Source organism: Actinomyces sp. oral taxon 169, assembly GCF_013394715.1.
In the GTDB taxonomy this organism is placed as follows: Bacteria; Actinomycetota; Actinomycetes; order Actinomycetales; family Actinomycetaceae; genus Actinomyces.
In genome coordinates this window covers 606,064-621,470 of sequence record NZ_CP058259.1, presented here as the reverse complement: position 1 = coordinate 621,470, position 15,407 = coordinate 606,064, and the positions used below count along the sequence as shown (strand labels likewise).

The 15,407-nt window shown below is 70.8% G+C and carries 12 protein-coding genes; 8 read left to right on the top strand and 4 right to left on the bottom strand.

The genetic code is table 11. The features are described from left to right. The first annotated feature begins 8 nt into the window (after positions 1-8). Together HW274_RS02585 and HW274_RS02580 are read left to right on the top strand one after the other, a co-directional pair. Positions 9-1,607 (top strand): MFS transporter, encoded by a 1,599-nt coding sequence (locus HW274_RS02585; protein WP_075255006.1) that lies wholly within the window; start codon positions 9-11, stop codon positions 1,605-1,607. A gap of 40 nt (positions 1,608-1,647) precedes the next feature. Next, positions 1,648-2,316, top strand: coding sequence for a TrkA family potassium uptake protein (locus HW274_RS02580; RefSeq protein WP_009394109.1), 669 nt, complete (start codon positions 1,648-1,650; stop codon positions 2,314-2,316). Between the two features lie 58 nt (positions 2,317-2,374). Here the strand turns inward: HW274_RS02580 and dhaM are convergent, their stop codons facing one another. The 3 genes from dhaM to dhaK all read right to left on the bottom strand — a co-directional run bounded on the left by dhaM (position 2,375) and on the right by dhaK (position 4,615). Then, complete coding sequence (dhaM, locus tag HW274_RS02575; protein WP_075255007.1) at positions 2,375-2,791, bottom strand: dihydroxyacetone kinase phosphoryl donor subunit DhaM; 417 nt, start codon at positions 2,789-2,791, stop codon at positions 2,375-2,377. A gap of 80 nt (positions 2,792-2,871) precedes the next feature. After that, positions 2,872-3,531, bottom strand: a complete 660-nt coding sequence (dhaL, locus tag HW274_RS02570; protein WP_075255008.1) for a dihydroxyacetone kinase subunit DhaL — start codon at positions 3,529-3,531, stop codon at positions 2,872-2,874. A 67-nt stretch (positions 3,532-3,598) separates the two neighbouring features. After that, positions 3,599-4,615: a dihydroxyacetone kinase subunit DhaK gene (gene dhaK, locus HW274_RS02565; protein WP_075255015.1), complete on the bottom strand. Its 1,017-nt coding sequence runs from the start codon at positions 4,613-4,615 to the stop codon at positions 3,599-3,601. 287 nt (positions 4,616-4,902) lie between these two features. Between dhaK and HW274_RS12745 the strand changes: the two genes are divergently transcribed. The 4 genes from HW274_RS12745 to HW274_RS02545 all read left to right on the top strand — a co-directional run bounded on the left by HW274_RS12745 (position 4,903) and on the right by HW274_RS02545 (position 10,819). After that, on the top strand, positions 4,903-7,140 hold the full coding sequence (locus tag HW274_RS12745) for a hypothetical protein (protein ID WP_256692540.1): 2,238 nt from the start codon (positions 4,903-4,905) through the stop codon (positions 7,138-7,140). 106 nt (positions 7,141-7,246) lie between these two features. After that, positions 7,247-7,738, top strand: a complete 492-nt coding sequence (locus tag HW274_RS02555) for a nodulation protein NfeD (RefSeq protein WP_075255009.1) — start codon at positions 7,247-7,249, stop codon at positions 7,736-7,738. Between the two features lie 111 nt (positions 7,739-7,849). After that, positions 7,850-9,310 carry a flotillin family protein gene (locus tag HW274_RS02550; RefSeq protein WP_075255010.1) on the top strand — a complete coding sequence of 487 codons (1,461 nt, stop codon included), beginning with the start codon at positions 7,850-7,852 and terminating at the stop codon, positions 9,308-9,310. A gap of 84 nt (positions 9,311-9,394) precedes the next feature. Beyond that, entirely contained in the window at positions 9,395-10,819 is a 1,425-nt protein-coding gene (locus tag HW274_RS02545) for a hypothetical protein (protein ID WP_185989119.1), read from the top strand. 37 nt (positions 10,820-10,856) lie between these two features. Here HW274_RS02545 and HW274_RS02540 read toward each other — a convergent pair whose 3' ends face one another. Beyond that, entirely contained in the window at positions 10,857-12,227 is a 1,371-nt protein-coding gene (locus HW274_RS02540) for an MFS transporter (RefSeq protein WP_075255011.1), read from the bottom strand. A gap of 223 nt (positions 12,228-12,450) precedes the next feature. Between HW274_RS02540 and tkt the strand changes: the two genes are divergently transcribed. Next, on the top strand, positions 12,451-14,541 hold the full coding sequence (gene tkt / locus HW274_RS02535) for a transketolase (protein ID WP_178385045.1): 2,091 nt from the start codon (positions 12,451-12,453) through the stop codon (positions 14,539-14,541). 233 nt (positions 14,542-14,774) lie between these two features. Further along, positions 14,775-15,344: a hypothetical protein gene (locus HW274_RS02530; protein WP_075255013.1), complete on the top strand. Its 570-nt coding sequence runs from the start codon at positions 14,775-14,777 to the stop codon at positions 15,342-15,344. Positions 15,345-15,407: the final 63 nt, after the last annotated feature.

The following is a 15,407-nucleotide window of genomic DNA, read 5'->3' as shown; positions in this document are numbered from 1 at the left end:
AGTTCGCGATGACACTCACAGCGACATCCACTCTCAAGCAGACCGAGCCAGCACAGGAGACGACACAGGAGGAGACTCCCGCGGCCGCGCAGCGGCCCAATCGACGTGCGGTCATGGTCAGCGCCGTCCTCACCCAGCTGATGATCGTCCTGGATCTGACGATCATCGCCATCGCTCTGCCGCACATGCAGGAGGACCTGAGAATGACCGTGTCCCAGAGCCCGTGGACGGTCACCGGCTACAGCCTGGCCTTCGGCGGCCTCGTGCTCTTCGGGGGAAGGCTCTGCGCCGTGGTCGGCATCCGCCGCTCCTACCAGGTCGGTCTGATCGGATTCGGGATCGCCAGCCTCGCAGCCGGGATGGCGACCTCCTTCCCAGTCCTGCTGGCGGCCCGCGTGGCCCAGGGCTGTTTCGGCGCCCTACTGGCCCCCACCTCGCAGTCACTGCTCAATGTCACCTTCACCGAGCGCACTGAGCGCGAGCGGGTCTTCGCGATCTTCGGCGCCACTGGCGGCCTGGGAGCGGCCGTCGGACTACTTGTCGGCGGGGCGCTGACCGACTGGTTCAGCTGGCGCTGGGCCCTCTACATCAACATTCTCCTGGCCGCCGCCTCCCTGCTCATCGGGCAGCGCAGCCTCCCGCCGGCCGACCAGCGCGACCGCGCCTCACGCATCACTGACGACCTGAGCGGCCTGGTCCTGGGATGCGGGGCCTGCTTCAGCGCCGTCTACGGGCTCGACCGGGCCCAGCAGACCTCCTGGACATCCACGTCCACCGTCAGCTGGCTTGCTCTCGGCGGCATCGCCGCGGTGCTGTTCGTGGTCCGCGAGCGCTTCGCGAGCCGCCCGGTGCTGCCCCTGTCGATGATGGCACTGCCCGTGCGGGCGGCCTCCTACGCCACGCAGTTCGTCGCCGGCGCCGCCCAGATGGGGGCGATCATCTACCTGACCTACTACATGCAGAACCACTTCGGCTACTCGCCCTTCAAGAGCGGGGTCGTCTTCCTCCCGATGGTCCTTGCGTTGATCGCCACCGCAATCCCGGCCGGGCGCATCATCGTGCCCAGGCTCGGGGCGCGCGGCACCCTGCCACTGGGGCTGGCAGTATTGACGGGCTCCTTCCTCATCTTCTCCCGCATGACCACGGAATCGACTTACGAGCACGTGGCACTGCCCGGCCTCATCGTCTTCGGGATGGGCCTGGGGTTGACGATGCCGGTCACCTTCAACTCCGGCACTCGCGGGGTGGACGCGAAGCGGACCGGACTGGCCTCGGCGATCCTGAGCGCCGCGCAGCAGATCGGTGGCTCCTTCGGAGTGGCACTCATGACCTCCTACGCCACCCAGCACGCCCAGGACTACGTGACCGACCATGCCGCGCAGGTCAGGGCGGAAGCCATGGAGGCGATGATGCGCGCTCAGGCCCTGCCGCAGTCGCCCGCGGGCAAGCAGATCATCGAGACCCTCAAGGCCCAGCTCGTCGACCGCGCGCAGATCGAGGCCTACTCCGGCGGCTTCACGATGATGACGTGGATCCTGGCCGGGGCGGCGACGGTCCTGGTGGCCTGCGGGATCGGCCTGAGCCTCCGACGTCGCCGCAGGCGGTAGCGTAGGGGCCACTGCCTCACGGCCGACCTCAGGAGACCTCATGCCTGCCCCGCTCTCGCGCACCGACTCCACGCTCGTCATCGGGCTGGGACGCTTCGGCTCGGCCGTGGCCGCCACCCTGGACCGGCTGGGGCGCGAGGTACTGGCCGTGGAAGCCAATCCTGCGACCGTGCGCCAGTGGACCGGCCGCATCCCCCTGGTGGAGGCCGACGCCACGGACGTGGAGGCCCTCGAGCAGCTGGGCGCCACCGAGTTCGGCACCGCGGTCGTGGGGGTGGCGACCTCCCTGGAGGCCTCCGTCCTCATCACCGGTAACCTCGTGGACCTCGAGACCCCCCAGATCTGGGCCAAGGCCATCTCCCGCGCCCACGGCCGCATCCTGCGCCGCATCGGAGCCCAGCACGTCGTCTACCCCGAGTTCGACGCCGGTCAGCGTGCCGCCCACCTCGTCTCGGGCCGGATGCTCGACTACATCGAGATGGAGAAGGGCGGCTTCACCATCGTCAAGATGCGTCCGCCCACGGAGCTGCACGGATTCACCATCGGACAGTCCAAGGTGCGCTCGCGCTACGGGGTGACCGTCTTCGGTCTCATGAGCCCGGGCGAGCCCTTCGAGTACGCCACCCCGGACACCCTGGTCTCAGCCGAGGACGTGCTCGTCGTCGGCGGGGACGCCGCCCTCCTGGAGCGCTTCGCCAACCGCGCGTGAACCGGCCCGGCGGCCCCTGACGTGACGGCTGATGCGACGACGCGCGTCAGCCGTCACGTCAGAAGGCGGCCACCTGGGATCGCTTGGCCTCGGCGGCGCCGTCGGTCTCAGCGGCCACGGCCTGAAGGTCCTTGCCGATGCCGGCCGCGCCGTAGGCACCGAGCAGCCCTTCGACGAAGGGCGCCGCCGACAGGCGCGTCCGCTCGGCGAGGGCCGGATCGAGCATCTCCAGGGCCATCTCGGCGCTCATGATCCCGCTGCCCAGGTCGGCCAGGACCAGGACGCCCTCGCAGCGCTCGGCGAGGCGCTCCACGGCCTCGACGACGGCCCCCGGGTCGGTGCCCAACCCGCCGTCGGCCAGGCCCGCGGCCAGCTCGACGGGGACGTCGACGGCCACGATGAGCCGGCGCGCCAGGTCCAGGGCGGCCTCGGCCAGGGCCCGGGAGTGGGAGACCAGGACGATGCCGACGCTCACGGCGCCACCGCTCGGCCGCTCCGACTCGGGGACCGCTGGGGACTGGGGAAGGTTTGCGGAACTGTCAGGACTCACCGGGATCACGACACCCTTCCGGCCACGACGTCGTCGAGGGCTGTCAGCAGCAGGACGGTGGAGGCGGCACCGGGGTCGATGTGCCCCACCGAGCGCTCCCCCAGGTAGGAGGCCCGCCCCTTGGTGGCCACCATGGGCTTGGTGGCCTCGCGCCCCTCGGCGGCGGCCTGCACGGCGGCCGCGACGCCGGCGGCGAGGTCGCCGGGATGGGCGCGCAGAGCCTCCAGGGCCGGACTCCAGGCGTCGAGCATGGTCTTCTCCCCCGTGGTGGCCCGCCCCCGTGCGGCGAGACCGCCGACCCCGGCCTCCAGGGCGCCCGCGAGCGCCTGGGCGTCGAGCACCTCCAGGCCGGCCACGGCGCCCCCGGCGCGCAGGAAGAAGGTGCCGTACAGGGGCCCGGAGGCACCCCCGACGGTGGAGACCAGGGTGGTGCCGACCTTCTTGAGCAGGGTGTCGGCGCTGGCGAAGCTGCCGGCCTGCACCGCCTCGGCGGCGGCGGCCAGGCCGCGCTTCATGTTGGTGCCGTGGTCGGCGTCGCCGATGGCGGCGTCCAGGTCGGTGAGCTCCTCGGCGTGCTCGGCGATGAGTGCGGCGCTGCGGCGCACCCAGGTCGCCAGGTCCGCCACGCTCAGCGAGTGGCGGGCGGCTCCCACCTCTGCGGTCATGTCGCTTCTCCTTACAGTCTCCTTGGGGTGCCCGCAGGCGATCGGGCACCCCGATTGTGTCAGGTCCTCACGCTCCCCAGCGCAGGCCGGGCGTGTTGACGGGGGCGTCCCACAGGCTCAGCAGCTCGGCGTCGGCGCGCACCAGGGTCAGGGAGCAGCCGGCCATGTCGAGGCTGGTGATGTAGTTGCCCACGAGGTTGCGGGCCACGGTGATCCCGGCGTCCTGAAGGAGTCTGGCGATCTCCCCATACATGAGGTAGAGCTCGAGCAGCGGGGTGGCGCCCATGCCGTTGACCATGGCGATGACGCCTTCGTCGGCGCCGGCACTGTACAGCTCGGTGAGCTCGGCGAGGATGGGGGTGACGAGGCGCTCGGCGATCTCGGCGGCGGGGGCGATCTTCTCGCGGTGGCGTCCGGGCTCGCCGTGGATGCCGATGCCGATCTCCATCTCGCCCTCGGGCAGGTCGAAGGAGGGCTTGCCGTTGGCCGGGACGGTGCAGGAGGTCAGGGCCATGCCCATGGACCTGCCGGCGGCGTTGACGCGTGCGGCGATACCGGCGACCTCGTCCAGCGGGCGTCCCTGCTCGGCGGCGGCGCCGGCGATCTTCTCCACCATGACGGTCACGCCCACGCCGCGACGTCCGGCGGTGTAGAGGGAGTCCTCGACGGCGACGTCGTCGTTGGTGACGACGCTGGCGACCTGGATGCCGGACTCGGCGTCGACGATCTCGGCGGCCATCTCGAAGTTCATGACGTCGCCGGTGTAGTTCTTGACGATGTGCAGCACGCCGGCTCCGCGGTCGACGGCGCTGGTGGCGGCCACCACCTGGTCGGGGACCGGGGAGGTGAAGATCTCTCCGGCGCAGGCGGCATCGAGCATGCCGGTGCCCACGAAGCCGCCGTGGAGGGGCTCGTGCCCGCTGCCTCCCCCGGAGATGATGGCGACCTTGCCCTGCTCCTTGGGCAGGCGGCGGTAGACGATGTGCTGGTCGAGGTCGATGTCGAGCTCATGGGGGTGGGCTGCGGCCATGCCCCGCAGGGCGTCCGTGACCACGTTGTCAACGGCGTTGATGAGTTTCTTCATGGTGCTGACGCTACCGCGCCACGGGCCCGAGTGGGGCGCCTCGGGCACCGAGGGTCTCACCCTGTGCATATCGGTGCAGGTTGCCGCGGCCTTGCCGGAGCGGATGCGCGCCGAAGCGACCGGCGCCCCCTCCCGACGCACCGCCCTGGCGGCGTCCTCCTGCCGCCCTCCTCAGCGTGAGCGCGGCCACCGTCCGGCCTGGGCGTCACCCGCAGAGATTCTGGGGACTATCTGGGGAGGTCCTTTTTTCGCGGCACCACCGAGTCGATTACGGGCAGGATAGGGGTATGGATCTGTCCGTCGTCGCCGTCGTGGCCACTATCGCAGCCGGTGTCTCCATCCTGGTCGCCGTTGCCGCCGTCTTCGCCGCACGGCGCTCGACGGCGCATGCGGACCTGGCCCTTAAAGAGGCCTCACGGATCTCCCGGGCGAGCATCTCGCGGATCAACGAGGTCCAGTCCGAGGCCAGCTCGGCCCGCCTGGCGGCGCGTCACGCCGCCGAGCGGCTGCGCTCGATGACCAAGGAGCGCACGACCCCTGACAGCGTCGCGGCCTACCGGGTCTTCCTGCGTGAGGTCGTCGAGGACTCCAAGCACCTGCTGGGCCCCGAGGGCACCGGGACGATGAAGAACGAGGCGCTGGACCGCCTGCGGGTGGGGGCCCTGGTGGGTGGCTCGGACGAGGTGCTGCGCGCCATGCGGAACTTCGCCCTCCTGCGCACTCAGCGGCCCGAGGCCCCGTGGCCGAGTGCCTACGCCATGGCCTACGCGCGCCTGGAGTCGGACCTGGTCACCGCGATCCGCAACGACCTGGGATCCTCCGAGGAGTCCCTGACCGCCGACCAGATCTGGGGCGCGGTCAACGCCCGTTGCGTCGACCCCGCCTTCCGGCTGGCCCTACTCAGTCCTCTGGAGGACGTGCTGCGCAACGCCGGGCAGGACCCGACCCACTACGACCTGGACCACATCGCCAAGTTCGCCGACTACCCGAGTCCCGCCTCCCCCGCAGGGGCCACACGGGCCAGTGGGGTCACTGGAACCACGAGGGCCGTACCCGCCGCGGACGGCGCCAACGCCTCCGGCTCCGAGCCCCGGCGGCGCTCACGGCGGGCGCGCAGCCGGGTGGAGCGGAGGACCTCGGAAGCGCCCTCCAGGCCGGCCGCGACCCCAGTGTCCAACGCCGATGTCGTCTGGCCTCCGATCACCCCCGGGCCCCGAGGCGGGCGGGCAGCGGCTCCGGCACGCTCCATGACCATTCCCGAGCCGGCCCGGACGGTGGTGCCAGCGGCGCCCGCGACGACGACCGCCACCGGCTCGCATGCGCCGGTGGCCGCGCCAGCCTCGTCGGTCTCCGTCCTGGGTGAGCGCCCCGGCGGCGCGGAGCCGTCGGCCCCAGCGGCTGCCGCCTCCCTCCCGGAGCCGCGGACCGACGCGCCCTCAGGGCCGTCCACCGCCTCTCTGCCCGAGGCCCCGCCACAGGCCGCCGGCGTCCAGTCGGCGCCACCGGAGCAGACCTCCGCACCTGAGGTCCAGCCCCAGCACTCCTCCGCAGGTCCGAGAAATCACCGAGAGCCCCAGGTGCCCAGGAGAGTCTTCGAGGACCCGACCCCCAGTCGCATCTCCCGGCGTCGACGGACCCAGGCCGCCCTGTCTGGTTCATCCATGCAGGCGACCGCGGCCCCTGACGCGATCACGGTCACGGGGACGGTGACGACATCGCCCCTGTCCGCCTCCGTGGCGGTGACCTCGGGAGCGTCGACGGCCTCAGCCAACACCGAGGAGACCGAGCCGGTTCTGGCCTCGACTCCCCCCGGGACGCAGACCGGGCGCCACGCCACCGAGGCGCCCGCCTCACCGATCGCAGCGGCCGCGTCCGCCTCCCCACCGGCAAGGCCCCAGCCGGCCCAGCCGCGTCCCCAGCACACCGGCACCCAGGCGGGCCCGCCGGCCGAGCGCCAGGTCGGGTCACCGGTGAGGGCCGTGGCTGTATCTGCGCAGACCGTCACCGTGGCCACCGGGACCACCGGGACCACCGGACCCCAGTCCTCCTCAGCCACGGCGGCCGTTGCGGTCCCGGCCGCGGCCGCCGGCCCGACGACGGCGGCCGGCTACGGACTCCTCCCGCCCCAAGGAGGGCCCCAGGCCTCTGCCCAGGCCCCCGGGAGCGCCGGCCATCCCGTCTCCGACCCGTCGGGCCCGCCCATCCTGACCGCCTCCCAGCAGGCCGAGCAGTCCTCGGCAGTGGCGGCCGCCGGTGCCGTCCCCGCCGACGCCGTCGGATCCCACCGGAAGGCAGCGGCCATGACTGGCACAGCCAGTACGGGCAGCACAGCCGGCACAGGTAGGACCGCCGGCACCGCCGCCCCGGCCAGCCCTGAGCAGAGGACCGATCCGGCTATGCAGGAGACCATGACCATTCCCGCCAACCCCTCTGCTGCGACAGCCATCCCGACGGCGACGTCCTGGTCCTCGGCTGCGCAGCCCCTGCAGGACTCCGGTCAGCTGCCGCGCGCCCGCGGCGCCTGAGTCCAACTGGGTTGTTCTTCCCATCCCAACCCCCACTTGACGTACCGGCCTGCGTGGCAGAATCCAGGTGTCGGAGGTCGAGGGGCCTGCGCGGAAGGGAGCTGGTGTGGGCGTCTTCGCCTGGTGCGCGATCATCGGCTGCACCGTCCTGGTGGCCGGCATCCTGTTCGACGGACTGCTGGACGCCCTCCTGCCCGACGGGCTCGTGCCGATTCTCGCTCTGCCGGTGGCCGTGTTCGGCGCCATCGGTATGGGGGTGACGGCGACGACGGGCTCGGCCGCCGCGCAGGTACCGGCGGCGGTGCTGTGGGGCGTTCCCACCGCAGCGGCCCTCGGATCCGGTGCGCTCATGCGCTGGCTGTGGAACCGGCTCAGGCGCTCCATGCCGTTGGACACGGCTCCACCCACCCCCGCCGAGCTGGTCGGCGAGAAGGTCACCGTCCTGTGGTGGAAGGACGGCAGCGGTGAGGTTCGTGCCGTCACGCGTGGCCACCAGCTCACCTTGCCAGCACAATCCGAGCAGCCACTGCGCTCAGGGCAGAGCGCCTGGGTGCTCGACGCCGTCGACTCCACCCTGGCCATCGTCCCCTGGGAGTAGATCAGCGACTGAGCCCACCGGGAGCCGCTGACGGACCGCACCCCACCCGTTGCAGCGCCGTCTGCCCACCGTCCTCCTTCATCCCACCTTCCCGCATAGAAAGGAACCCGCATGGGTGTATCACTCATCGGCCTGATCGCCGTCGTCGCCATCATCGTGCTGGCGGCGGTCGCCTACCTGTTCAGCCGCATCGTCGTCGTCCCCTCCAACCTCACCGGTCTGATCTCCGGATCGAACCGGGGCACGGTCAAGATCGTCCACCCCGGTGGACGCGACTTCGTCCTGCCGGTCATCCAGACCATCCAGTACCTGCCCTTCACTCAGACCACGATCGGCTTCAAGGTCACCGCCGAGGACGAGAACAAGATCAACGTCAACGTCGCCGCCGTGGCCGCCGTCAAGGTGGGCGACTCCGACGAGCAGGTGCGGGCCGCCGCCAAGCGCTTCCTGGGCAAGCCCAACACGGACCAGGCCATCGCCGACTCCGCACGGGAGGCGCTCATCGGTTCCCTGCGCTCGATCATCGGCCACATGACGGTCACCGACCTCATCTCCGACCGCGACGCCCTGCAGCGCAACGTCTTCGACGACGCCAAGAGCATCATGGCCAACATGGGTCTGGAGATCGACATGCTCCAGGTCTCCGAGATCACCGATGCCGGCGGTTACATCGAGTCCCTGGGCGTGCCCGAGCAGCAGCGCGTCGAGAAGGACGCCCGCATCGCGCGGGCCAACGCCGAGCGCGAGGCCCGCGACGCCGAGGTCACCTCCCGCCAGCAGATCGCCGAGCGCGAGCGCGACCTGTCCCTGCGTCAGGCCCAGCTCAAGGCCGAGACGGACAAGGCCCAGGCCGACGCCGACTCCGCCGGCCCGATCGCCCGCGCCGCCAAGGAGCGCGAGATCGCCATCATCGGGCAGGAGGCGGCCGAGGCCAAGGCCGCCCTGACCGAGCGCGAGCTGGACTCCACGGTGCGCAAGCCCGCCGACGCCGCCCGCTACCAGCGCGAGCAGGAGGCTCAGGCATCCAAGACCGAGGCGCTGCTGCGGGCCCAGGCCGACGCCGAGCGCACCCGCCTGGACGCCGAGGCCCAGGCCCAGGCCACCGTGGCCCGCGCCGAGGCCGAGGCCAAGGCGACCGCCGCCCGGGCCCGCGCCGAGGCCGACGCGATCGCGGCCCGCGGCCAGGCCGAGGCCGACACGATCCGCGCCGCCGGTGAGGCCGAGGCCAAGGCCATGAGCGACAAGGCGGACGCCCTGGCCAAGTACGGCGAGGCCGCCACCCGCCAGATGCTGCTGGACAAGGCCCCCGAGATCGCCAGGGCCCTGAGCGAGCCGCTGGCCAGCGTGCGCGACCTGTCGATCATCTCCACCGAGGGCGCCTCCGCCCTGCCCAAGGCGGTGGCCAACAACGTCGAGCAGCTCGATCTCATCCTGCGCAGCCTCGTGGGCACCGGACTGACCGACATGGTGGGCAGCCACCTGCCGGGCTCGGATGCCTCCGCCGACCATGCCGGTTCCGCTAACCACGACGGCGCAGCCCCGGCCGCCGTCGTCGAGCACCCGGAGCACTGACAACCGGTAGGTCTGAAACAAATCGAGATCATCCACGTGGCCGGGTGCGGAATATCTCCGATCAACCGCACCCGGCCACGTAGCATGTCCCCGTTATTCCGCACAGTCAGTACCGGGCAGGTCATCATGCGTCGTCGCGTCTTTCTCACCGCCGCTCTCGGCGCCACCGCGGGCGCCGGTGCCCTGTCCCTGAGCGGCTGCGCGGACGTCCGCCAGCGCATCGCACGCACCCTGACCCCTCAGCCCCCCACCGTCCTTCACGCGTCACTGTCCACGCCCCCGAAGGCCCCTTCCATCCCGACCGACTTCGGCGGTGAGGCGGTATGGCCTCTGCGCGTCAAGGAGAATCAGAACCATCCCTGGCCCACCAACGCGATGATCGAGACCGTCCACGGCTCCTTTCTCATCGCCTATGACGTCAACAGCGATGACGAGACCACCGGCCTGTCCGGCGACCGCCCCATCATCGTTGACCTGAAGGGGCCGACGACCTACGGCATCGTGCCGGAGGACTCCGAGCACGGGTATCGCATCGAGTCGATGACTGCTCCCCCCGTCGGCGGCGTTCCCACAGGCAACCCCATCGCCCCCAGCCCCGGCACACTCGTCACCGAGCAGTTCACCTGCGCCGCTACCTGCGACGACGAGTTCGCCTACCTCATCACCGGCCGCGAGGACGTCCTCGACGAGCGCCCCGAGAACCGGGGACGGGTCAGTCTGCTCAAGATCCGTCTGGCCGACCGCCGCATCGTCGCCAGCGCGCTGCTCGGGGAGAATCTCGCCCTCAAGGCGAGGGAGTCGACCTACCGCGCCGGCTCCTCGATCACGCTGACCTCCGACGGCGCGGGCCTCCTGGTCACCACCAGCGTCCCGCACCGGGCCCTGCGGCTGTCTGCGAAGGACCTGTCCGTGCAGTTCGACCTGGCCTCCGCCACCTCCCAGAGCTTCTGCGCGGTGGCTGGCGGCGAGGCGGTGGCCCTGCTCGGTGACGACGCGAAGGTCCAGACGGCCATCGTCACGCTCGCCGACGGCCTCACCCACCCCATCGAGAACCTGAGCGCACAGCTCGTGCACCGGGGCTACCTCTACGCGATCGACAGCCGCACGAAGGAGCCGCCCTACCCCGAGCTGAGCATCAACCTCGCCACCGGTGAGCGCACCGAGCTGACGGACCTGCCGGTCGACAAGGAGGACACGCACCCCACCCTGACCGCGAGCAACGGGTACGTCATCAGGAGGACCGACCACATCCAGGTCCGCAAGAACGGCTCAGCGACCGCGCTGCTGACCCGGGAGTCCACCGAGGAGGAGTCCTACCAGAGTGCGGCGATCTACGGCTCCATCCTCTACCTCACCCTCAGTGGCGGCCGCCTGCACCTCATCGACCTGGACACCGGTGAGGTGATCTCACAGTCCAGAACCGGCGGCCAGCACGAGATAGTGACGGTGACGCCCTACGGGTTCTGCAACGAGAGCGCCTTCTACCCGGCCACCGCCTGGAAGTCCTGAGCCCGCCGCCGCTGACGCCCTCGAAGCGCTTGGGCACTCAGATGTCCTCGAGGCTCTCGCCCTTGGTCTCGCGGGCCAGCAGGTAGATGAAGCCGCCCAGGACCAGCATGACCGCGAAGAAGAGGAAGGCCGGGAAGACGGCCGCCAGCGGGTGCGCCAGATCCTGAAGGCTGCCGGAGCCGATCATCACCCCCATGAGCAGGGGCCCGATGACCTTGGCGCTCGCGCCGATGCCGTAGCCCAGGCCCAGCCCCGTGCCCCGGGCACTGTTGGGGAACTGCTCACCGCCGAAGGCGTTGAGGATCCCGAAGGCGCCGTCGCCGAAGCCCATCGTGAGGCAGATGCCGGTGAAGAAGACGATCCACGAGGTCTCCCAGTGGGCGGAGAGGGCCACGATGACCGCTCCGAGCGCCCCGATGAGACCGAAGGAGAACACGGTCCAGCGCCGCCCGATCCGGTCGGCAAGCCAGGCCGAGGCCAGGCGGCCGAGCAGATCCACCAGGGAGACCCCCATGAACAGTGTCCCCACGGCGTCGGCGCCGATGTCGGTGAAGCCGACCTCCAGGAGCGTCTGTCCCCAGGACTGCACGGTGAAGGAGCCCAGGATGAAGCAGAAGGAGCCCACCGAGACGATGAGCAGGGGCCGCAGGTGCTTGCGCAGCAGCTCGCCGTAGGCGATGCGCGGCCCGGTCCGCACCGGCGGCAGGGCTCCGACGGCGTCGGGGCTCAGCTCCAGGGCCCAGGCGATGGACTCGCGGGCCTCGCGCTCGCGGCCGTGGGAGAGCAGGAAGCGGGGCGACTCGGGGACGATCCGGATCCAGGCCAGCAGGAGGATCGGGACGACCCCCAGCGCGATGAGGCCGCGCCAGTTGTCGTGCAGGAGCCGCTGCGCCAGGGAGCCCAGGAAGAGCCCCAGCGGGATGAACACCGAGCCCAGTCCGGCCAGCAGACCGCGCTGCCTGGTGGGCACGAACTCCTGGACGTAGGGGATGGAGACGATGTTGAGGCCCCCGACGCCCACTCCGACCAGTACCCGCAGCAGGGCCAGCATCATCCACCAGCCGGTGGGGGTGAACACTGAGGCCAGGGTGAAGACGGTGAAGAGCAGGACGCACCAGAAGAAGGTGCGTCGTCGGCCCATCCGGTCGGCGGCCCAGCCCCACAGGACCGCTCCGAGCACTGTCCCGAGCCCCGAGCAGGCCAGGATGACACCGGTCTCGAAGCCGCCCAGGCTCCATTCCTTCTGAAGCTGGACGACGGCGAAGCCGATGAGGAACATGTCGAAGAACTCAGAGATGTTGGCGACGACGGCCAGAGCGATGATGCTTCGCTGATGGCCCGTCAGGGGCCGGGAGTCGATCTGCTCCAAAGCGCTCCCGCGCCCTGCCGGCGGCGCTGCGCGTCCCATTGCTGTACCCATATGCGGCCCAATCTACGGGCAAAGGAGCCCGCCTCCGGGAACAAGCCCGGAGTGTGAAAGACACACGCACTCGTGCCTGTACTTGCCCGCCCCCACGGAAGCGGGAAGGATCACCCTTGATGACCGCCCGCGGATGCACCGCGATGCACCACCGTCACGGCGCCCGTGGCCGCGAGCAAGACGCACCCTCATGCACAAGGAGTCCTCAGTTATGAGCACTGAGCCGCTGCTCACCGACCTTGACCGTCAGACCATCGCGGTGTCCAAGGCCCTGGCCGCCGACGCCGTGGAGAAGGCCGGGTCGGGCCACCCCGGTACGCCGATCTCCCTGGCCGGGGTGGCGTGGCTGCTCTACCAGCGTGAGATGGTCCACGACCCGGCGGATCCGGGTTGGCTGGGACGGGACCGGTTCGTCCTGTCCATCGGGCACGCCTCGCTGGTGCAGTACATCCAGCTGTTCCTGGCCGGATACGACATCGATCTGGAGGGCTTCACGGCCTTCCGCTCTCCAGCCGGCCTGCCGGGCCACCCCGAGTTCGGCGAGGTTCCCGGGGTGGAGACCACCACGGGCCCGCTGGGGGCTGGCTTCGCCAACGCGGTGGGCCTGGCCATGGCGGCGCGCCGCGAGCACGGGCTGCTCGACGCCGGCACCCCGCTGGGCGAGTCGGTCTTCGACCACTTCGTCTACACGGTCCTGGGCGACGGCTGCATGCAGGAGGGCGTGTCCTCGGAGGCCGCCTCCCTGGCCGGTACTCAGCAGCTGGGCAACCTCATCGCCATCTACGACGACAACGACATCTCCATCGAGGGCAACACGGACATCGCCTTCACCGAGGACGTCTCGGCCCGCTTCGAGGCCTACGGCTGGCAGGTGCTCGACGTCGACTGGCGCACCGGCCCCGACGGCTACGCGGAGAACCTCCAGGCGCTGCACGAGGCCATCGTGGCGGCCCGCGCCGAGAGCGCGCGCCCGTCGCTGATCCGCCTGCACACGGTCATCGCCTGGCCCTCCCCGACCAAGCAGGGCCAGGAGTCCTCCCATGGCTCCAAGCTCGGGGCCGAGGAGGTCGCCGGGCTCAAGCGGGCTCTGGGCCTGGACCCCGAGCAGAGCTTCATCCTGCCCGAGGACGTCGTCTCCCACGCCCGCAAGCAGGCCGCCGACAACGCCCGGGCCGCCCGAGCCGACTGGGACGCGCGCTTCGCGACCTGGCAGCAGGCCAAACCCGCCGGTGCCGCGCTGCTGGAGCGCCTTGAGGCCCACCGCCTGCCCGAGGGCCTTGAGGAGGCCCTGCCGACCTGGGAGGTGGATGAGTCGCTGGCCACCCGTGCGGCGTCGGGCAAGGTGCTCTCCGCCCTGGCCGGCGTGGTGCCCGAGCTGTGGGGCGGGTCGGCGGACCTGGCCGGCTCGAACAACACGACCATGGCCGGGGAGCCCTCCTTCCTGCCCGCCACCCTGGCGCAGTCCGAGGGCGACGGACCCTTCGGGCGCACCCTCCACTTCGGTGTGCGCGAGCACGCCATGGGATCGATCCTCAACGGGATCGCGCTGGACGGGCTCACCCGCCCCTACGGGGGCACCTTCATGGTGTTCTCCGACTACATGCGCCCGGCCGTGCGCCTGGCGGCACTCATGGGGATCGGCCCGGTCTTCGTGTGGTCCCACGACTCCATCGGGGTCGGCGAGGACGGCCCCACGCACCAGCCCGTCGAGCACCTGGCGGCGCTGCGCGCCATCCCCGGCCTGTCCGTGGTGCGCCCCGGGGACGCCAACGAGACCGCCGCGGCCTGGGCGGAGATCCTGCGCCGTCACGATGAGCCGGCCGGCATCGCCCTGTCGCGTCAGAACCTCACCGTGAGCGCCTCCGCCGAGGCCGCCGCCGAGGGCGTGCGTCGCGGCGCCTACGTCCTGGCCGAGGCCACCGACGCTGATGGGCACCAGACGGCCCCCGAGGTCGTCCTGATCGCCACCGGCTCCGAGGTCGGCGTGGCCGTGGCCGCCAGGGAGATCCTCCAGGAGGAGGGCACCCCCACCCGGGTGGTCTCCGCCCCCTGCCTGGAGTGGTTCGCCCAGCAGGACGCCGCCTACCGGGACCGGGTGCTGCCGGCCGGCACCGCCAAGGTCGCCATCGAGGCGGGCATCGCCCTGGGCTGGCGCGAGATCGTCGGCGACGCCGGCGAGATCGTCTCCATCGACCACTACGGTTCCTCCGCCTCCGGCACCGCCCTGTTCGAGGAGTACGGCTTCACCGGGGACAACGTCGCCGAGCGGGCTCGCCGGGCCCTGGCTCGCACCCGCGGCTGACGCCCACCGGCCTCACCGCCACCGAGCCGGGCATCTTTCGAGTCGTCCTACGGTTTTTCTGTAGGGCCACGCGAGAGGTGCCCGGCTCGGCGTGAGAAAGCACATGTCACGGGGGTACCCCTCCCCATGAGTGAGGGGGTGACCTGACGGTCAAATGTGGGCAGGCTGGGACCCGGTCGCGCCTCCTGGCGCACTGCGACACCAATCCCCGAATACAGAAAAGGCCGTCTCTCATGAGCGCACAGCAACCCGCCCAGAACGACCCCCAGATCCCTGACAGCGACGACTCCGGTAAGGACCAGCCCCTGCGCACGCGCTACTACTACCTCATCATGACCATCATGGTCGTGATCGGCGTCGTCATCGACATCGCGATCTTCATCGGGATCATCACGAACGCCGAGGGGAGGGTGCGCATCCCCTACCTAGTCTTCATCCTTCCCGTTGTCGGTGCTCTGGCGGTCGGCAGGTTCGCCGACGCGGCCCTGGCCAAGAAGTCTCCCCACCTGGTGCCCGGTTACGCGGCCCCGTACTTCCAGGGAGGGCAGGTCCCGCAGCAAGGCCAGTACGGACAGCCCCAGTACGGACAGCCGGCCGCCCAGCCGATGGCGCCGCAGAGCGCCGGCTACGGCCAGGCGCCCGGCCAGCAGGCAGCTCAGAGCGCTCCGCAGCAGGCCCCGCACGGCCAGCCTCAGCAGCCGGGCCAGGTGCCGCCGTCGGGCCAGTACGGTCAGGATTCTCAGAACCAGCAGCCCCACGGTCAGGCAGGACAGCCTGGGCAGAACGGCTCGGTCGGCTACTGAGGCCCGCAGGGCACCCATGTCGAGGTCTGAATAGATGTCGGTGGGGCCCGATACTCTCCGGTC